Annotated in this window: 15 protein-coding genes and 1 pseudogene; 6 read left to right on the forward strand and 10 right to left on the reverse strand. The window is 71.6% G+C overall.

The window, feature by feature from the left end; all coding sequences use genetic code 11:
* Positions 1-17: 17 nt before the first annotated feature.
* Positions 18-1037 (forward strand): sugar phosphate nucleotidyltransferase, encoded by a 1020-nt coding sequence (locus HJC40_RS33090; RefSeq protein ID WP_250007243.1) that lies wholly within the window; start codon positions 18-20, stop codon positions 1035-1037.
* A 14-nt stretch (positions 1038-1051) separates the two neighbouring features.
* Here the strand turns inward: HJC40_RS33090 and HJC40_RS33095 are convergent, their stop codons facing one another.
* The 5 genes from HJC40_RS33095 to HJC40_RS33115 all read right to left on the reverse strand — a co-directional run bounded on the left by HJC40_RS33095 (position 1052) and on the right by HJC40_RS33115 (position 6834).
* Complete coding sequence (locus tag HJC40_RS33095; protein WP_250007245.1) at positions 1052-1573, reverse strand: HAD-IIIA family hydrolase; 522 nt, start codon at positions 1571-1573, stop codon at positions 1052-1054.
* Complete coding sequence (locus HJC40_RS33100; protein WP_250007247.1) at positions 1570-2157, reverse strand: SIS domain-containing protein; 588 nt, start codon at positions 2155-2157, stop codon at positions 1570-1572. Before HJC40_RS33100 ends, HJC40_RS33095 begins: the two co-directional genes overlap by 4 nt.
* Positions 2154-3269, reverse strand: coding sequence for a GHMP kinase (locus HJC40_RS33105; protein WP_250007249.1), 1116 nt, complete (start codon positions 3267-3269; stop codon positions 2154-2156). Before HJC40_RS33105 ends, HJC40_RS33100 begins: the two co-directional genes overlap by 4 nt.
* 8 nt (positions 3270-3277) lie before the next feature.
* Complete coding sequence (locus HJC40_RS33110; RefSeq protein WP_308200970.1) at positions 3278-5191, reverse strand: glycosyltransferase; 1914 nt, start codon at positions 5189-5191, stop codon at positions 3278-3280.
* A 503-nt stretch (positions 5192-5694) separates the two neighbouring features.
* Positions 5695-6834, reverse strand: a complete 1140-nt coding sequence (locus tag HJC40_RS33115) for a glycosyltransferase family 1 protein (protein WP_250007252.1) — start codon at positions 6832-6834, stop codon at positions 5695-5697.
* 296 nt (positions 6835-7130) lie between these two features.
* On the opposite strand from HJC40_RS33115, the gene HJC40_RS33120 reads away from it, so the two are divergent.
* From HJC40_RS33120 to HJC40_RS33130, 3 genes are read left to right on the forward strand one after another with little or no spacing between them, the layout of a single operon-like run.
* Positions 7131-8612 (forward strand): oligosaccharide flippase family protein, encoded by a 1482-nt coding sequence (locus HJC40_RS33120; RefSeq protein WP_250007255.1) that lies wholly within the window; start codon positions 7131-7133, stop codon positions 8610-8612.
* Positions 8609-11485, forward strand: coding sequence for a glycosyltransferase family 39 protein (locus tag HJC40_RS33125; protein WP_250007257.1), 2877 nt, complete (start codon positions 8609-8611; stop codon positions 11483-11485). Before HJC40_RS33120 ends, HJC40_RS33125 begins: the two co-directional genes overlap by 4 nt.
* 8 nt (positions 11486-11493) lie before the next feature.
* Positions 11494-12732 carry a hypothetical protein gene (locus HJC40_RS33130; RefSeq protein ID WP_250007259.1) on the forward strand — a complete coding sequence of 413 codons (1239 nt, stop codon included), beginning with the start codon at positions 11494-11496 and terminating at the stop codon, positions 12730-12732.
* Between the two features lie 9 nt (positions 12733-12741).
* Here HJC40_RS33130 and HJC40_RS33135 read toward each other — a convergent pair whose 3' ends face one another.
* Entirely contained in the window at positions 12742-14319 is a 1578-nt protein-coding gene (locus tag HJC40_RS33135; protein WP_250007261.1) for a fibronectin type III domain-containing protein, read from the reverse strand.
* 67 nt (positions 14320-14386) lie between these two features.
* Here HJC40_RS33135 and HJC40_RS33140 point away from each other — a divergent pair, with 67 nt between their 5' ends.
* Positions 14387-15289 carry a hypothetical protein gene (locus tag HJC40_RS33140; protein ID WP_250007263.1) on the forward strand — a complete coding sequence of 301 codons (903 nt, stop codon included), beginning with the start codon at positions 14387-14389 and terminating at the stop codon, positions 15287-15289.
* Positions 15290-15397: 108 nt separating this feature from the next.
* Here HJC40_RS33140 and HJC40_RS33145 read toward each other — a convergent pair whose 3' ends face one another.
* The 4 genes from HJC40_RS33145 to HJC40_RS33160 form a co-directional block, all read right to left on the reverse strand.
* Positions 15398-15577: a DUF4236 domain-containing protein gene (locus HJC40_RS33145; protein WP_250007265.1), complete on the reverse strand. Its 180-nt coding sequence runs from the start codon at positions 15575-15577 to the stop codon at positions 15398-15400.
* A 68-nt stretch (positions 15578-15645) separates the two neighbouring features.
* On the reverse strand, positions 15646-16101 hold the full coding sequence (locus tag HJC40_RS33150; RefSeq protein WP_184956002.1) for an Rrf2 family transcriptional regulator: 456 nt from the start codon (positions 16099-16101) through the stop codon (positions 15646-15648).
* A gap of 66 nt (positions 16102-16167) precedes the next feature.
* Complete coding sequence (locus HJC40_RS33155; protein ID WP_250007267.1) at positions 16168-17016, reverse strand: helix-turn-helix transcriptional regulator; 849 nt, start codon at positions 17014-17016, stop codon at positions 16168-16170.
* Positions 17017-17203: 187 nt separating this feature from the next.
* The gene (locus tag HJC40_RS33160) at positions 17204-17635 is read right to left on the reverse strand and encodes an SsgA family sporulation/cell division regulator (RefSeq protein WP_020514863.1); all 432 of its coding nucleotides are present in this window, start codon (positions 17633-17635) and stop codon (positions 17204-17206) included.
* A 275-nt stretch (positions 17636-17910) separates the two neighbouring features.
* Between HJC40_RS33160 and HJC40_RS33165 the strand changes: the two are divergent.
* Positions 17911-18168 (forward strand): annotated as a pseudogene (locus HJC40_RS33165) (TIGR02611 family protein); the annotation flags it as partial.
* Positions 18169-18231 lie beyond the last annotated feature (63 nt).

Raw genomic sequence — 18231 nt, forward strand, 5'->3', positions numbered from 1 at the left:
GACGGGAGGCTGAAGCCATGGAGGCTATTCTTTTGGTGGGTGGTCAGGGAACGCGACTGCGGCCGCTCACCCTCACCACACCGAAGCCGATGTTGCCCCTCGCCGGCATCCCGTTCATCACGCACCAGCTGCTGCGCGCCCGGCAGGCGGGTGTCGATCACGTCGTTCTGGCCACCTCGTACAAGGCCGCGATGTTCCGCGATCACTTCGGCGACGGCGCCACACTCGGGCTGGCTCTCAGCTACGCCGTGGAGCACGAGCCGCTGGGCACCGGCGGGGCGCTGCGCAACGCCACCGGCCACCTGCGCGGCGACGGCCCGGTGATCATCCTGAACGGCGACGTGCTGGGCGGTCTCGATCTGGTCGCGATGGTGGACCACCACCGGCACGGGGCCGCCGACGTCACCCTGCACCTGCGGCGGGTGCCCGACCCCACGGCGTACGGCGTGGTCACCACCGACCGGGACGGCCGCGTGTCGGCCTTCGACGAGAAGACCGACCGGCCGGCGACCGACCAGGTCAACGCCGGGACGTACGTGTTCTCCCGCGCCGCTCTGCAGGCGATCCCACCGGGCCGGGTGGTGAGTGTGGAGCGCGAAACCTTCCCGCGCCTGATCGGCGAGGGCCGACGGGTCCTCGGCCTGCACGACGACGCGTACTGGCTGGACATCGGCACCCCGGCCACCTACCTGCGGGGCAACTGCGATCTCGTCACCGGTCTCGCACCCTCGGCCGCCTTGGACGCCACGCCGGCCGACACCCTCGTGCTGGCCGGGGCTGAGATCGGCGACGGCGCCGAGCTCAGCGGCGGAACGGTGGTCGGCCACCGTACGGCCGTCGGCGCCCAGGCCCAGCTGTGCCGGAGCGTGATCTTCGATGACGCCGCCATCGGCGCCGGCGCCCGGCTGACCGATGCGGTCGTCGGCCGCGGCGCCCGCATCGGCGCGGGAGCCGTCGTCGACGGTGTGATGCTGGGCGACCGGGCCGAGGTGCCGCCCGGGGCGCGGCTGATCGGCGCGGTTCCCGTCCGCGGCTGAGCTGGCCGGAGCGGTCACCGCAGCAGCCAGGTCACTGCCTCGGCGAGCGACCTGGCTGTGACGGTGGCCGCCGGATCGGGCGAGGCGGCCAGCCGCACCGTGGCGCAACCGGCCGCCGCGCCCGCCGCCACGTCGGACGCCGCGTCGCCGATCATCACGCTGCGCCCCAGATCCACCCCCGGGTGGTCGCGGGCGACGCGGTGCAACAACCCCGGCAGAGGCTTGCGGCATCCGCACTCGCCGGCTTCGTGCACGCAGGCGTAGATGCCGTCCACCTCGGCGCCGGCCGCGCCGAGCAGCTCCCGGAACCGGTCGTGCACCTCGTCGAGGCCCGGCGCCGTCATGAGGCCACGGGCCACGGCGCGCTGATTGGTCACCACGAAGACCGGCAGGCCCGCGTCCCGCAACCGGCGCACCGCCGCGCCCGCCCCGGGCAGCAGAATGAGCTGCTCGGGGCGGGTCACGTACGCACCTTCGGGCGCCTTGACGTTGACGGTGCCGTCACGGTCCAGCAGGACCGCCGACCAGGTCGTCATGGCCGTGGGTGGATGGTCGCCTCGACGATCTCGCAGATGGTGTGCCCGACCGCCATGTGGCACTCCTGGACGCGGGCGGTCTCGTAGGACGGCGCCCGGAACGTGAAGTCCGCGAGGCCGGCCAGCTTTCCGCCGTCCGCGCCGGTGAAGGCGACCGTGGTGATCTCCATCTCGGTGGCCTGACGCACCGCCTGGACGACATTGCCCGAGTTCCCGCTCGTGGACAGGCCGACCAGGACGTCCCCCTTGCGGCCGAGGCCGGCGAGCTGGCGGGCGAAGGTCAGGTCGTAGCTGTAGTCGTTGCCGATCGCCGTCATCGCCGCGGTGTTGCTGGCCAGGCAGTACGACGACATCGACGGCCGGTCGTACTTGAACCGGCCCAGGAGCTCGGCCGACAGATGCTCGGCATCGGTGGAGGAGCCGCCGTTGCCGCAGAAGAAGACGGTCCCGCCCTTCGCCATGCAGTCCACCACCGCACCGGTGATGTCGTCGAGCATCTCCATCAGCTCGTCGTCGCGGGTCACCCGGTTCTTCGTCTCGGCGCTCTCGCCGATGCTGGTGCGCAGGACAGCGGAATAGCTCATCGGGGGCTCCAGGTGCTCAGGCCGGCGGGAGCGAAGGTGATCTCCTCGACCGTCATGTCCAAGTTGGTCAGTGCGGCGGCCACCTGCCGTTTGGCGTCGAAGTCGCAGTAGATGAGCATGAAACCACCACCACCGGCTCCGGTGATCTTGCCGCCGAGCGCGCCGGCGGCCCGGGCGGCCGCGTACGCCTCATCGATGTAGGGCGTGCTGATGCGCGGGCTGATCCGCTTCTTCTGCTGCCAGGCCTCGTCGAGCAGGCCGCCGAAGTCCCGCAGCCGGTTGCGCAGCAGGGCGTGCTTCATCGCGGTGGCGAGCTCCTTCTGGGCCCGCAGTCCCCCGACGGTGTCCTCCTCGGCGCCGGCCAGCCGAGCCGATTGATCCGCGATGATGTGGTCGGAGGCCCGGGTCCGGCCGGTGAAACAGAGCAGCAGGTTGTGCTCCAGCTCGGCCAGCGTGTCGTCGCGGATCCGCAGCGGGTTGACGACCACGTGGTCGCCGCCGAGGAACTCGATGTAGTTGAAGCCGCCGAAGGCCGCCGCGTAGTGGTCCTGCTGACCCCCGCGGATGCCGAGGTCGTACCGCTCGAGCCGGTGCGCGGTGCGGGCCACCTCGTAGGCGTCCATCTGCAGCCCGTACCGGTCACGGAGCAGGCCGACCAGGGTCACCATGACGGCGGAGGACGACCCCAGCCCCGAGCCGGGCGGCGCGGAGCTGTGAATCTTGAGGTCGTAGCCGTGGCGTTCGCCGCCGGCCAGGTCGCCGAGGTGGCAGGCCGCGGCCTTGGCCAGGTCGAGCTCGCCGTCGAGTTTCAGGTGCTCGTCGACGCCGAACTGCAGGGACACCCCGAGGTCCTCGGACGAGACGGTGATCTCGCCGTCCGGCCGCGGGGTGAGGCTGCCGTAGGCGTACCGGGCGATGGTCGCGGAGAGCACCGCGCCGCCCTCGGTCTCGGGGAAGGGTGCGACATCGGTGCCGCCACCGGCGAAGCTGACCCGCAGCGGGGCCTTCGCCCGCAGCCGGAGCGAACGGGTGTCGCCTTCGATGGACGGGCCGTCCGTGGCGGGCCGGGTGGTGGCCCCGGCCGCCGGATCGGTGATGAGCAGGCTGGGCACGGTACTCCCTAGAGGTGCGTGGTGCGATGGACGATCGCCGGGGCGCGTCGCGCGCCGGCCCGTTCGAGCACGGTGCGAAAGACCCGGTCGTGGTGCGCGGTCGCCGCCTCGACCGACATCTCCCGGCCCCGCGGGAGACTGAGGGCGGCCAGCCGGTCGAGCAGGGCGTCGTCGGTGGCCAGCCGCTTCAAGGCGTCGCGCAGGGCTTCGACGTCGCCCGGCGCGACCAGCAGGCCGCTGGCCCCGGCGACCTCGCGGACCCCGGGCAGGTCGCTGGCCACCGGCACGCAGCCGGCCGCCATGCCCTCGCCGAGCACGAGGCCGTACGCCTCGGCCGTGGTGAGGCTGGGCAGGACAATCACGTCGTGGTCGCGGTAGGCGCGCCACAGGTCCTCATCGCTGACCCGGCCGCGTACGGTCACGCCCGGCATGCCGGCCGCCCGCGCCTCCAGCTCAGGGCGCTGCGGCCCGTCACCGATCAGCGTCACCGACACGCCCGTGAGGTCGTCGGCCGCGTCGAGGAGCACGTGCGCGCCCTTGTACGGCCGGAGCTGACCGACGAAGAGCACCCGGAGCGCCCCGGCCGGGCGGGCCGGGCGGGGCCGCACCCGGCTGGTGTCCACACCCCACGGGATGATCTCGAGCGGCGGCCCCGAACGGGTGCGCATCCGATCGCGGTACTCCACCGAGCTGACCAGCACAGCGTCGGCGAGCTGGGCGATCCGCCGGTGGATCCGGTTGTAGGCGGCGCAGGCGACCCCGAGTCCCGGGATGGCCAGATCGCTGTGGTGGGTGTAGACGACCGCCGGTCGCCGCCGCATCGTCGCGGCCAGCAGCAGGAAGGCGTCGCTCATGGTCGGCACCGGACCGTGGACGTTGACCACGTCGTAACCGCCCAGGAGGCGGCGGAACCGGGGCCAGGAGAGAGCGAAGCCGGAGAAGCGGAACTCGCGGCGGATGAAGTGCGGGAAGTCGGCCCGGCTGACCACGTCGACGTGGTGCCCGGCCGCGGTGAGGCTGCGGCTCAGGTTGCCCATGGAGGTGGCGATGCCGCTGACGACCGGGGCCACTTCCGAGGTGAAGATCAGGATCCGCAGTGGACGGTCGGGCGCCGCAGGCGGCGGGACCGGCCCGGCGCGGCGCAGGGCATGGACATGGCGCAGGAACCGGCGGGCCTCGGCCGGCCCCGACTTCGAGGCACCTTCGTGCCGTGCCTGAAAGGTGTATTCCGTTTCGCCGACGGCGTTCCACCGGCCCCGTACGAGAATCTCGAGAAGAATCTTGTAGCCGATCGGCCGCAACGGCGCGCCGTCCACGACCTCACGGCGGACGGCGAAGAACCCGCCCAGCGGATCGGTCGACGCCCGGGTGCGGGGCAGCAGGGCGTGCACCAGCCGCCGGCACCCTCGGGAGGCCTGATGACGGAACAGGCCGTGCAGCCCGGCGGCGGACCCCTGCCCGCGGTACCGGGTGCCGACAGCGATGTCGGCCGGCCCGGACAGCAGCGTGTCGACCAGGCGGGGCACGACGTCCGGCGGGTGTTGCAGGTCGGCGTCCATCACCACCAGGACGGCGGCCGTGGTCGCGGCGAAACCGGCGAGCACGGCCCCGCCCAGGCCGCCCTCGCGCCGGCCCGGAGGCCGATGCACACAGGTGACCCGCGGGTCGTGCCCGGCCAGCGTGGTCAGCCGTTCCACCGTCTCGTCGTCGGAGTCGTCGACGAAGACGAGTTCCCAGTCGCGGCCGCTCAGGGCGGCCCGGATCCGGTCGTAGAGAGGTCCCACGCTGCCGGCCTCATGCCGGGTCGGCACGATGACCGCGATGCGTTGTGGATCGGGAGGTCGGTCTTGTGAAGTCTGGTCGTTGTGGGCGATGTCGCCCGCTCCGGGAGCGGGCACAGATCGCTGCGCACTCTGATACACGATGAATCCTCACGTCTGCAACGATCGAATGGGGTTGCATTGACGGACGTGACTTGACGGCCCTCTTTTGAGGACTTTTGAGAAGGGGAGTCCCGTTCCTACCAAGATCGGAAACTCGGAGGATTACCGGCGGTGGATCGGACCGCCGGCAACGTCGAAGCGGATGGCGCGACTGTCGCCGGAAATTGATGTTAGGGACTTGCCCGGCTCAGGGGAAGAGCCCATTCCGTCCGGCGCCGCCGATGCCCAGGCCTTCCGAAATGTCGCAACCATCCGCAAAACCGGTCCGACATACAAGGCTGATGTCCTCTTTGCCACCTGCTCCGGCGTCACCAAACGACGGTTTCGCAAATGAGGAACACATCCTGGCCGTTCGGTGGGTTTCGGCGGTGAAATCGATCCGGATGTGGCCGCTCATTGTCGAATGTGAACGTGACTGTGACGAAGCGAGTCCCTTACTGTTTCCGTTTCATTTCGCTTCATCGGGATGGAACGTGCCGATCTCACATCCGACGCAGCGCCTCAAGCATCCGGGACGCCGTGACGTCCCATGTGTTCTTCTTCACCTGTCGGCGGCCGGCCGCCACCAGTGCCTCCCTCACCTCGGGAGAACGCAGGCTCAGAATGGCGTCGGCCCAGGCTTGCGGCTCGTCCGAGGGAACCAGGACGGCGGCATCCTCGGCGATCTCCCGGAACACCGGGATGTCGCCGGCCACCACCGGCAGCCCGGCGGCCATCGCCTCGAGCAGCGGCAGACCCAGACCTTCGATGAGCGACGGGTAGACGAACGCGGCGGCGCCCGCGTAGAGGCTGTGCAGCTCCGGCTCGCTGACCCGCGGCAGATGAACGATCCGGCCGGCCACGCCGAGTTCCCCGGCCAGCGCCGGCACCTCGTCGGGGAAGCGGTCGTCGACCGTCCCGACCAGCACCAGGTGGTAGTCCTCGGGCAGATGCGGCAGAACCCGTACCAGAGCGGCCACGTTCTTGTGGGGACGCCGGGCGCCGACCTGCAGCAGATAGGTCGCCGGCAGCCGCTGCCCGCCGATCTGCCCCACCGGCTCGGCGCCGTGGGCGAAAGTGTCGTCCACCCCGCCGGGGACGACCTGCCAGTCGGGCACCGGCACCCGATAGAACCGCTCGATGTCGCGGGCCGAGGCGGCGCTCCGGGTGAAGACCCGGTTGCCCCGCACCATCAGCGCGGTGTGCAGCATGTACAGCAACCGAGTACGCCGGTCGGGGGCGAATCGCGCGTCGGTCTCCATGATGCAGTCGTGCACGAACGTGCACCGCCGGCCGCCGCCGATCACCGGGCCGCCCAGGCTGTAGAGCGACAGCGTCACCGTCGCGCCCGCCCGCCGCAGGACCCCCGGCCAGCGCGCCCACTGCATTGACGAGGTCAGTGGCAGGTCGAACAGGGCCCGTCGGTACCCCAGCCCTTCGATGAGGCCGTCGATGTCGAAACGCTGTGAGGTCTGCCCCGGCCGGACGAAAACGGTGACGTCGAACTCGGTGGTGCCGGCGAGCCGGCGGAGCACCATCTCGGCCAGGCGCCCGATGCCGTGATACTCGTCGGAAAGGACGCGCCCGTCCACGGCCAGGTGTTCCCGTCGACGCTGCGGGGGCGATGAAGGGGATGGGGTCATGTCCGGTCAGCTCCTCGAGCGGTAACCTGGATCCCGCGACTGCGGAATGGATCGTCCCGCCTTCCTACCAGAGTGTCCCGGCGGGGATTCCCGGTCGCACACGCGACTGTCTCCGGTGAAACCAGCGTTTTACCCAGTGTTTTCTCGCCTGGTGCCCCGATGCGGGTCAGGGCCGGAGCTAGGCGTTCGCGCCCCGGTTTCCGTACCCGACCCCTCGGCCCGGCGTCACCGGACCACGGAGGTTGCGGACCCATGACCACCGACTCCCGGCATCCGCGGCATGCGGACGCCGCGACATGATGAATCTCACCGGCCGGCGCAGCGCCGCCGGGGGCGGCGTCGTCCTGATCGTCCGATTCGGGCTCGGCGCGGTTCTCAACTACGGCTTCGGCGTGGCCCTGGCCTGGCTGCTCACCCCGGCCGAGTTCGGCGCGGTCAGCGTGCTGCAGAACGTGCAGTTCCTGTGCGCCATGATCCTGGCCGCCGGCTTCCCGTGGGCGCTGGCCGCGACGATCGCCCGGGACCCCGGACCGGGCGTGGTGGCCGCGACGTACCGCGCGGCGTTCCTCGGCAACCTGGCCGTCGGTCTCGTCCTGGCCGCCGCCTTCGTCACCGCCCAGGCCACCCGGACGGTGATCCCGGGAGCGTCGGCGGTGACCGTCGCGTGCGTCACCGTCATGATCGTGACGTTGTCGATGACCACTGCCTTCGGCGGCGGCCTGCAGGGTGAGCGGCGCTTCGACGGGTACGGCGTCATGCAGATCTCCGAGATCGCCATCAAGGTGGTCGTCGCGGTGGCGTTCGTGGGGCTGCTGCACCAGGGCGTCGGCGGCGTGGCGACGAGCTTTCTGATCGGCGCGATCCTGTCGGCCGCGATCGGCTGGCGAGCGCTGCGCGACCGCCTTCCCGGCCGCGGCCCGGTGGCCTGGCGGGCCACCAGCGGTCGTGCGGTCTCGATGGGGGCGGCGAGTTCGGCCTTCGGCGTCATGCTGGCCGTCGACGTCATCGCGCTCAGCGTGGTCGGTCAGGGCCACGGGGTCACCGCGGCTGATGTCGCCCTCTACCAGGCGGCCATGGTGCTGGCCCGGGCGCCGTACTTCGTCGGTGACGCCTTGAGCAACGCCATCTTCCCGTTCGTCGCCAAGGCCGGCTCCCCCGGCGAGGTCGACGGGTGGTTCCGAGCGGCGTTCCGGTGGGTGCCGCTGATGCTGGTGCCGCTGCAACTGGTGCTGGTCATCGCGCCCGGCCCGGTGCTGCGGTTGCTGTTTCCCGGCCACTACGCCCAGGCCGCCGGCGTGCTGCGCGTCCTGACCGTCGGCACGCTCGGCTTGATCGCCATGGACATGCTGCTCAAGACCCTCAACGCCCGGGAGGTGGCGGCCGTGGCCCGGTGGGTCCCGGCGACCCTGGTCGTCGAGACCGTCGCCCTGGTCGTCCTGATCCCCCGGTGGGGGATCACCGGCGCGGCGGCCGCCTTCTCGGTGGCGACGTGGGCCGGCGCCGTCGCCCTCGGCGGTGTGTACGCCCGTCGCTTCCATCCACAATGGGCCGACGCCCGGACCGCGGCGCGCTACCTGCTGGCCCTCCTTCCGCTCGTGGCGTTGCTGGCCGTCGCCGAGCGGGCACCGACCCTGCCGGCGGTGCTCGCGATCGCGGCCGGTCTCGGCCTGTACGCGGTGGCCGTGCTCCGGCTCCGGCTGCTGCGTGACCAGGACGTCGAACGGGCGCTGACGCTGGTGCGACGATGGCAGCCACGACGACGGGTGGTGCCGTCATGAGCCGCCGCCTGCCGGTGCCGGGCCGGCTCCTCGCCCTGATGCTGACGTGCGCCGGGATCGCGGCCGTCTTCCTCCTGTGGAATCTGCACCGCAGCCCCGACACGCAATACGACGAGGTCGTCTACAGCCGGGCCGACCAGGCCGTGGCCGAGAACTGGTCACTCACCTGGACCAACCGGCCGTTGTTCGTGCACACCCCGCTCTCCTTCCTGGCCCAGGCGGGCTGGCTGCGGATCCTCGGCACCTACCGGGACCCGCTGATCGACGTCATCGCCGACACCCGGCTGCTCGCCGCGTTCCTCAGCGTCGCCAACGTCGTGCTGATCGCAATGCTCACCTACCGGCTGGCCGACCGGGCCCGCCCCCGGGCCCGGCTGGTGCTGACCGTGGTGACGGCGGCACTCGCCTCGCTCGACCCGGTACTGCTCCGGTTCGGCCGGATGGCCATGATCGAGCCGTTCGCGCTGTTCGCCTGTCTGGTGACGCTGCATCTGGCGATGGCTTTGCAGGCCCGGCGCTCCCGGTGGTTCGTCGCGGTGGTCGGGCTGGCCGGCGGACTGACTCTGCTCACCAACGAGGTGGGCATCTTCATGCTTCTCACTCCCCTGGTCCACGCGCTGCTCGCTCGCGATCGCCGGTTCATCGGCCGATGCCTCGCCGCCCTCGCGGCCGCCCTCGCGCTCTGGTGCGTCTTCGTGGTCTGGGCGGTCCAGCTGGGGCTGTTCGCGAGCTTCGTCGAGATCAAGTCGGTCACCCTGCAACGGCTGCTCGGCACCGTGCAGATCACCGGCTGGAACCGCCCAGGAGTCTCCTTCGTCAGCGGCCTGTCCGAGCAGGTGAATCAGTACGCGGCGGCCTACCTGATCCTGGCGCTCGGGGCGGTGGCCGCCGTGTGGCTCATGCTGCGGCGCGGCGGCGACTCCGCCCGGTGGCTGCTCGCCTGGCTGATCACCAGCTACGCCTTCGGCGCGTACACCGTCCTGCTGGGCACGCTCAACGAGCAGTTCTTCGTCTACGTCGTGCCCGCCTCGCTCGTCGGCACGGTGCTCGTGGCCGACGCGGTGCTCGGTGCCCGGCGCTGGTCGGCTTCCGTCGCCTGGGTGCTGCTGGGCGCGGTGCTGATTCTGGGCACGAGCAGCTGGGGGCGTTTCTACACCACCCGCAACGACGGCCTGGCCCGGTTGACCGCCTATGTCGGGGCCAACCTCCCGGCCTGCGCCGCGCTGAACGCCACGGGTGACGCCGAGCGGTTCGAGCAGCTGTTCCCGAACCGGCCGATCACCGACTACGCCACCGGTCCGGGCGCCCTCAGCCACGGCGTCACCCTGTTCGTGCTGAGCGACAAGGACGCCGGCATGCGGTTCGGCAATTCGAGTCCCCAGCTGGCGGGCTGGGTCCGCGGGCACGGGACGCGGCTCGCGGCGTATCCGAGCGCCACCTATCGGGGCCTGGAACTGTGGCGGGTGGGCCTCGGGACGTACGACCGCGGCGGGGTGGAACGTCTGCCCGGTGGCGATTTCGTCGTCACCGAGGGCTCCCGATGCGGCGGGCATGCGGTGGTCGACGGGTCCGACGGCGCCTTCGCCACGGGCTGGCGCGCGCTGGGCGGCAAGACGGTCGCCGGAGCGCCGTTGACCGGCAGCTGGAGCGCGGGTGACGGCTACCAGGTCTTCGCCGGCGCCGTGCTGGCCGGCGCCACCGACGCGGCGGGGTCACCACGGATGCTCGCCGAGCCTCTGGTCGCCGACCTGGCCCGGGTGGATCCGGGCGGCTACCGGCGATCCGGGCTGCCACCGCTCGACCGGGCCGGCGCCCCGCGGGCGCCGATCACCGGGGCGATCGCGGCGGCGTACCGCGGCGGAGCCGGAGCCTTGCTGGGCGAGCCGCTCGGCCGGGCCACCGTGATGCCCGACGGTCAGGTCCGGCAGGCGTTCGCCGGCGGTGTCCTGGAACACGGGAGCGGCTCCAGCCGAGTGCGGCTGGCGCCGATCGGCGGTGCGCTGCTCGATGCCGGCCTGGTCACCCCGCCCGCGGACGCCCGGCAGCCGGACCGGCCTCCGCCCCTGCCCACCGAGACCGAACCGGCCCAGCCGACGACCGTCCAGCCATTCTTCTGGACCCTCCTCGGCGTGCTCGCCGGCTATCTCCTTGTCGCGGTGCTCCTGGTACGCCGGCGGCGGTCAGAGCCGTTGCCGCCGGCCCCGTCGCCGACGCCGGGGACGACCCGCTCGCCCGCGCTCGGCGAGCTGGTTCCGGTGTCCCGGCGGGCCACCCTCGTCCGGGCCGGCGCGCTCACCGCGCTCCTCGCGGCCGCGCTGGTCGTGCGGGCCGGCGGTTTCCTGCACGAGGAACCGTCCACGGTGCCGGCGCTCCCGCAGGCGGCCGCGATCGCCCCGGGAGTCGTGCGCACCGGTCAGCCCGCCGAGGCCGACCTGGTACGGCTGCACGACGACTACGGCGTCCGGGGCATCATCGCCATCGACGGCCGGGACGATTCGACGCTCTCGGACGACGAGGAGGAGGCGGCGGCCGAAAGCGTGGGCATCCAGTTCCTCTCCCTCACGTCACCCGAGGGCGCCGCCCTGTCCGCCGGGCAGGTGTCGGCGGTCGCCTCACTGCTGCACCGGACCCGGTCGACCGGCCCACCGTCGCCCAACCTGGTGCTGCTGCACGACCGCACCGGGGACGGCCCGGTGGTGCTGCTGGGCGCCGCGGTGCGGATCCTCGGCCGGGAGGACGCCGGCGAGGTGCTCGCCTCGACGCCGGAGCTGACCGCGGCCGAGCGAAGGTCGCTGGCCGATCTCGCGGCGGCCGTCAAGGGAAACGGGGGCGCGAACAACCCGTACGCGGCGTTGCGCGTTGCGGATCGGTGACGTCATCCATGATCAGTGCTCGTACGGCCGTCGTGCTCACTTTGCTGCTGATGGCCACGGCCGCCTGCGGGACACGTCCGAAGCAGACCGGACCGCCCCCGGGCGGCCTGATCTTCGGCACCCTTGGTTCGCACGCGCCGGCCGCCGCGGCCGAGAACGCGGCGGGTATCCGCGGCGCCACCCTCGAACTCGATTGGAGCGCGTACGAACCGGCCCGCGGCGTCTTCTCGGCGTCGTACGTCACGACGATCAAGGAACGGATGCGCGCGTTCCGGGCGGCCGGGCAGCAGCTCACCCTCGCGCTCGGGGTGCACTACAGCCCCGACTGGGTCCGCGGGCTGCCCGACGCCGTCGCGACGGATCAGCACGGCGCCCGGCTGGCCGGCATCGACATGGTCTTCAGTCAGCCGGTCCGCGAGGCCGTGGCCGAGTACTTCACCCGGATCGACGCCGATCTCGGCGTCCGCAACTTCGCCTACATCCGGCTCACGTCGGGCGGCAACGCCGAGATGCTCTACAACACCGCGGGCTCCTATGCGGCATTCAGCCCGGCCGCCCAGAACGGCCCCGGGATGGCGACCGGCATGAAGCGCAATCCCCTGCCGGGCTGGCGGCCGGGCCGGCCGGGCGTACCCCCGGCACAGGTAGGAGCCTGGGCCGACTGGTACATCGGCGCGCTCGTCGACGTCACGCGGTGGCAGATCGCCCGGTTCGAGGCGATGGGCTTCACCGGTGTCTATCAGGCCGTCACTCCCGGATCGGGGGTCCGCCCGGAGGCCTACGACCAGGCTGTACGGTCGTTCCTGCCGGACGGCCTGCTCGGCATCGGCGGCGCCTGGCACCGCTACTACGCCGCGCTGGCCGGCACGCCGCGCCTCATGGTCTACGTCTCGTCGGTCGCCGACCGCTCCGGCCGCGACGACGTGTGCCAGGCCGCGGACCGCGGGATCGCGGTTACCGACACCCGGGCCGCCGGGTGGTCGGCCACACGCTGGCAGAGCCGCCTGGCCGACGAGTACGGCTTCCGCAAGGGCGGCGAGAATCCCGGATACGGCGACGGCGCCGCAAAGGGCACCTACTACGCCGACACGTCCGACCGGGGCATGCTGGCGACCGCCCTGCGCCAGGCCGTCCGCTGCGAGTTCGATGTGTTCAACTTCGCCCACGACGAACAGCTCTGGCAGGGGCCGCTGAGCCTGTCCGCGTACGCCGATCTGGTCCGGGCCGCCACCGGCGGTCGCTCCTGAGGGTTTCGGTCAGCGCCGGGTGCAGACCGGCACCGAGCGGGCGATGTTGTTGGTCGCGTAGGCCACCGAGATCGTGAAGCAGTAGTTCAGCTGCTCGTTGAGGCCGTAGACGACATAGTCGGCGCTGCCGGCCGGCAGTTGCTGGAACGGCTTCTGCGCCTGACCGGCCCGGCTGCCCGAGACCAGGACGGGCCCCTCGGAGTCCCTGGGGTAGGTCCACTGCAGGGTGACGCTGTCGCGGTTGTCGCGCAGCTTCACGGCGGTGGGAGCGCCCGGGTCGGCCGTCGGCGGGCGCGTCGTCGGGGTGACCGGGGCGGCCGGCGACGAGGCCGCGGGGGCCGAGGCGACGGGCGCGGGGGCGGCGGCCGGGTTCTCGTCGCCGCTGGCGTCGGGCAGGGTCAGGGCGACCACGGCCACGGCGGCGGCCACCCCGGCCACCAGGACGGCGGCCAGCAGGAAGGGCTGGCGGCGGCGCCCGGTGACGACCGGGGCGGGCTCGGTGAGCACGGGGAGGCGCCGCTCGGTGTTGGGCGGCAGCGTGTAGGTGCTCGCGGGCGCGGAACCGACCGGCTGGGGGCGGCCGTCCGGGCCGTAGTCGGGGGCGCGCCGGCCCGGCAGCGGTGGCGGGGTGTCGGCGCGGGCGTGCCGGCCGGTCAGGTCGCCGGCCGACTGGTGCACGTCGGCCAGGTAGAGGGGCTGCTGATAGACCGTGCCGTTGGGGTCGGTCGGGCGGTTGTCGGGCGGCGGCCGGGACGGGTCGTCCGACGGGTCGGGGTCGGGCACCGTGGGGCGGCGCGGGAACGGCACCGTGCGGACCCCGGGAGCGCCCACCGTGGTCACGCCGGGACCGTCGGACTGCTCGACCCGGCTGCAGACGTGCTTGCCCGAGGCCTCGGCGGTGACCAGCGCGGTGACCTGGCGTACGAGCGGGTGATCGGCCGGCAGGTAGCGGGCGCACAGCTCCTGGGCCTTGGCCAGGTGCTCGCGGGACTCGGCGTCGCGGCCGCACTCGCGTTCCATCGCGCCCAGCCGGGCCAGCATCTTGATGCCGGCGGCGGAGGCCTCGCCGTGACGCCGGGTGTGCCGCCGCCACGCGTCCGCGAGCCGGGAGCGGGCCGCGGTGCAGTGCCCGGCCGCGTGCTCGGCGGTGGCCAGGTCGGCCTCGGCGGCGAGCACGCGCGGCGAGTCGGGGCCGTCGATCTCGGTGAGGTGGCCGACCAGCCGGCCGTAGACCTCGGCCGCCTGCCCGTAGTGGCCGACCCGCTGCAGCACCGCCGCGTGGGTGGCGGCCGCGCCGACCGTACGGTCGTGGTGCGGCCCGTGCAGGCGGTCCTCGGCGGCGTGGGCGTACTCGGCCCAGAAGCGGGCGCCCCGCGCGTCGCCCAGCGCGATCAGGATGCGGGCGTGCAGCGCGGCGGCCAGGGCCAGGTCGGGGGTGGCCCGGCGGGGGTCGGCCGCGTCGGCCTGATCGAGCACGCCGGCCAGCACGCGGCGCGCACCAGCGAGATCGCCGGCAGACGTGAGAGTCTGGGCGCGCGCGGTGAGTTCGGCGAGCTGGGGAGGGGCCACGTGTCCCATAGTGCTCATGTGACCACTGTAGGTACAAGTGCAATGTTGCGAAGACCTCGCTAACCGGACACTGGAGAGCCCGTACATGTCCCCTTCGGCCATCACCACCGTCAAGCGTGAGCTCCTGGTCCGCTACCTCGAGGCCTGGGCGCCCGCGGCGCTGCATCGCGCCCGGCGGGTGATCTATGCGCACGGCTACGCCGACCGGGTGGACGGGGCGGCGGCCGAGGCGGCCATGCGGGTGCTGGCCGAGCAGGCCGATCTCGTACGGGGTCGCGAGCTCGCCATGGTGGCGGCCGGGCGCGATCTGAGCACACTCGACGCGCGGCTCAAGGCGATCCAGGCCGGGTCGGGCGCGGGCACCGGACTGGCCGTGCACACGATCTCCGGCGGGACGGACGGGCTGCTGCCGGTCGGCCTCAAAGCGGTCGGCGCTCAGCGCGTACCGCTGCTCGGGTTTCTGGACGCCACCGGCGAGGCCGAACCGCCGGCTACGGCCACAGTGGCCGCCCTGACCGCGGGCAAGCCGGCCGAGGTGATCCTGGTGCTGCCGCCGGGCGTACCGGTCGAGCCCTACCGGGCCGGCTGGCCGCTGTTCACGCAGGTCGAGCTGGCCGACTCGGAGGAGCCGGGCGAGCTGCTGGTCTTCGGCGCGACGGCCGGCAAGAGCATCGAGGGCTTCAAGGAGGCCCTGTGGTCGGTCGACGAGTTCGCGGGGGTGCGCTACCGCGACCCCGGCGACCCGGACCGGCACCTCATCGACATCTCGCTGACTCCGCACCCCGGACCGCTGCGGCGCGAGCTGCTGGCCCATCTGGAACGGGTCGGCGAGGCCACGGTGACCGAGTTGCGCACGTTCGCGCTGACCGAGACGGTCTATCGGGCGGCGGATGCCACCCGGGTGCTGCACACGCTGGTCGATGCGGGAACGGTCACCCGCCGGCCGTCACACGGCCGGCTCGGCGGGGACGTCGTCATCTCCGCTTAGCCGTCGTCCCCGCTTAGCCGTCGTCCCCGCTTAGTCGTCATCTTCGCTCGGGAGCGGATGGTGCCCCGCTCCCAGGAGCTCAGGAGCGGGTGCTCTGCTTCACGGAGCTCAGGAGCGGTTCTTGTCCTGCTTCCAGGAGAACGGGCCGGGCAGGTCGACGCGGTGCGAGCGGCTGCGCGAGTTCCACGACCAGCGGCCGATCTTGAGGCTCCACGAGGAGTAGCCCTTCTCGGTGAAGTTCAGGATCAACGGGCCGAACTTCTTACGCTGCCGAAAAACGAGGCCCATCGGTACGTCCCTCCCATAAGGGTTCGTCGGATGGAAGATCGATTCCCGATTCGACAAATCGGCAAACGTCAGCGTGGCTGCCACGCGTCGGGGCGGGTGGTCAGCTTGCGGACGTGCGCCGGCATGCGCCCGCTGATGAGCTCGGCCAGATTGACCTCGTCGACCACTTCCCGTACGGCGGCGCGCACGGCGACCCACAGATTGGGCAGGTTTTCCGCCGCACCGGTGTAGCGGGTCTCCTCGGGGCGCAGTCCCCGCACGCCGGCCAGGGGCCCGTCGACCGCGCGCAGAATCTGACCGATCGTCACGTCCCGCGGCGACTGTGACAATGTGTAGCCACCCTCGGCGCCACGCTGGGCCCGGACGACACCCGCGCGACGCAGATCGGCGAGCACCGCCTCGAGGAACTTGCGGGGCATTTCCTGATCTTGAGCGATGGCTTGGGCGGACATCAATGCCGGGTAGGCCCTCGCCAGGCTGAGGGCGGCCCGGACCGCGTAGTCGCCGCGCGCGGAGATCTGCACCTGTCCATCATGCCCCTCCCCCGCCACCGTAGGCACACATACCCCACGGTTTTGTGGGAATTACGCTCAGTCAGAGGATCGTCGCTGGGCCGGGATGGCGGCGTGCGGCACACCGGACGCCTCGGCCCGGAACTGACCGGGGCTCATCCCGACTTCGCGGTGGAAGAAACGGCCGAAGTTCGTGGGCTCCGGAAAACCCAGATGACGGCCCACCTCGGCGACCGAGAGAGGCGTGCAGGCGAGCAGCCGGCGTGCCTCCAGCGCGACCCGGTCGTCGACCACCTGCTTGGCGGTGCGCCCGGTCACCGACAGACAGGCCCTGGTCAGCGTACGGACCGAGCAGCCCAGCTCGTCGGCGTAGTCCTCGACCCGGCGGCTGTGCGGGTGACCGGCCTCGAGCAGGCCGCGGAACCGGGTGTAGGTGCGGCTCTCGGGACCAGACGGGTCGGACGAGGCCAGCAGCGCGACCCGCAGCAGCAGGACGCGCAGCTGGTGACGCAACAGCTCGGCGGCGATCGGCCCCGGCACGTGCCGTTCGCAGTCCACGGCCAGCTGAGCGAACTCGTTGATCACGGCGTCCTCGTCCTCGCCCCGCAACTGCCAGCGGCTGCGGAGGTGCTCCTCGTCGCCGGCCAGCCGCGGGTCGAAGGTGACCACCGACGCGATCAGCCCGTTCCGGCCGACGCGCAGCGCCTGGCCCGGACGGATCCAGAGCAGGGTGCCGGGCCGGCACGAGTGCCCGAAGAAGTCGACCTCGACCGTGCCGTGACCGGCCGTGGCCAGCAGCAGGACGTGATAGGGAAGGCGACTCGGCGGCTGGGCCGACGTGGCGTCCAGGGCGCAGGTGCCGACGCCCGCCCAGCCGGGCGGGCGGAACGTGGCGGCAGTGTCGAGCCGCAGAGCTGCAGTGGACATCGCGCCGACGGTAACTGGCTCTGACCAGCGATGCACCCGTTCCGACACAGCTTGAGCGAATGGGCATCGCGGACCCGGAAATCTTGGGTTTAATGTCCGGTTATGAGCTTTAAGTTCCGTACACGGAAAAGCGACCCGTGCGGACCGGCAGTGTCCGCGCGAGTCGCCCCCCGTCGCCTTTCACACGTTATCGGCCCGCCAGCAACCGATTCACCGCCGCATCGACGTCCAGATGTTCCGATTCCCGGCCCCGCGGCACCACCACATAGGTGCGACGGAGGAAACGGACAAGGACGCTGCGAGGCACCTCGAACAGCGCATTGCCGTCCGGAGACGACAACGCGAGGGCCACGAAGTCGCCCCGCGGCGTGGCCCACGGCCACACCCGGACGTCTCCGATGCCCGCGGGCTCATCGAGCCCGGTCACGAGCAGTTCCCGCGCAAAGGACCAGCTCACGGCTTCCCCACCGGCTGATTCTGCGTGGAACAACACGTGGACCGCATACGGGTCGGCTGGGTCGTAACGCAGGCTGGCCCGCACGGGCAGTGCCGTGGCGTCAGGCGCTACGAGCCGCAGCGAGGTTTCGACCTCGACGGTCGTTGGACGAATGGTACTCATGGACGAACTCCCCCCGGCACCGCGCGAGGCTGGTGAACCCCGCGTTTCCCATACTCAGGTGATCCCTGTCGTTACGCTCCGCCATACGCTGATCTCACCCAGTAGTGGGAAGACGGTTCCGAAAACCCTTTCGCACAAGACATAAAGCGCTATCTTGTCCTGTTCTGCCCAAGTACTCGGTTCCGCCCGGCGTCGGGTGGTTCAGCAGTTGACTTACTCCGGTAACGTCCATTCCTCCCGGGTAGTGACGGGGACCCGGAACACTGGGGGATGAAATGACAGCGAAACCAGACCAAGAACAAGCCCGTCCAGGTCTGCTGGACAGGATCCGCGCCAACCCGTCCGGCCGGCTCGCCCTGAAGATCTCGGTCGCCGTCCTGGGCACCATCGTCGTGGCCGTCGGCATCGTGCTGATCCCGTTCCCCGGCCCCGGCTGGGCGATCGTCATCCTCGGCCTGGCCATCTGGGCCATCGAGTTCGCCTGGGCCCGGCACCTGCTCGAGTTCACCAAGCGACACGTCCAGTCCTGGACCCACTGACGTGATCTCAGCAAGGTTCGTTGAGGTACCGGTATTCGAAATGGGTGAGGTGTAGCG

The organism is Actinoplanes sp. M2I2 (assembly GCF_023544445.1).
Lineage (GTDB): Bacteria > Actinomycetota > Actinomycetes > Mycobacteriales > Micromonosporaceae > Actinoplanes.

Coding starts and splice junctions, on each gene's coding strand:
- HJC40_RS33090 (WP_250007243.1), top strand. CDS start 18: ATGGAGGCTATTCTTTTGGTGGGTGGTCAGGGAACGCGACTGCGGCCG.
- HJC40_RS33095 (WP_250007245.1), bottom strand. CDS start 1,573: ATGACGACCTGGTCGGCGGTCCTGCTGGACCGTGACGGCACCGTCAAC.
- HJC40_RS33100 (WP_250007247.1), bottom strand. CDS start 2,157: ATGAGCTATTCCGCTGTCCTGCGCACCAGCATCGGCGAGAGCGCCGAG.
- HJC40_RS33115 (WP_250007252.1), bottom strand. CDS start 6,834: ATGACCCCATCCCCTTCATCGCCCCCGCAGCGTCGACGGGAACACCTG.
- HJC40_RS33120 (WP_250007255.1), top strand. CDS start 7,131: ATGATGAATCTCACCGGCCGGCGCAGCGCCGCCGGGGGCGGCGTCGTC.
- HJC40_RS33125 (WP_250007257.1), top strand. CDS start 8,609: ATGAGCCGCCGCCTGCCGGTGCCGGGCCGGCTCCTCGCCCTGATGCTG.
- HJC40_RS33130 (WP_250007259.1), top strand. CDS start 11,494: ATGATCAGTGCTCGTACGGCCGTCGTGCTCACTTTGCTGCTGATGGCC.
- HJC40_RS33135 (WP_250007261.1), bottom strand. CDS start 14,319: ATGAGCACTATGGGACACGTGGCCCCTCCCCAGCTCGCCGAACTCACC.
- HJC40_RS33140 (WP_250007263.1), top strand. CDS start 14,387: ATGTCCCCTTCGGCCATCACCACCGTCAAGCGTGAGCTCCTGGTCCGC.
- HJC40_RS33145 (WP_250007265.1), bottom strand. CDS start 15,577: ATGGGCCTCGTTTTTCGGCAGCGTAAGAAGTTCGGCCCGTTGATCCTG.
- HJC40_RS33155 (WP_250007267.1), bottom strand. CDS start 17,016: ATGTCCACTGCAGCTCTGCGGCTCGACACTGCCGCCACGTTCCGCCCG.
- HJC40_RS33160 (WP_020514863.1), bottom strand. CDS start 17,635: ATGAGTACCATTCGTCCAACGACCGTCGAGGTCGAAACCTCGCTGCGG.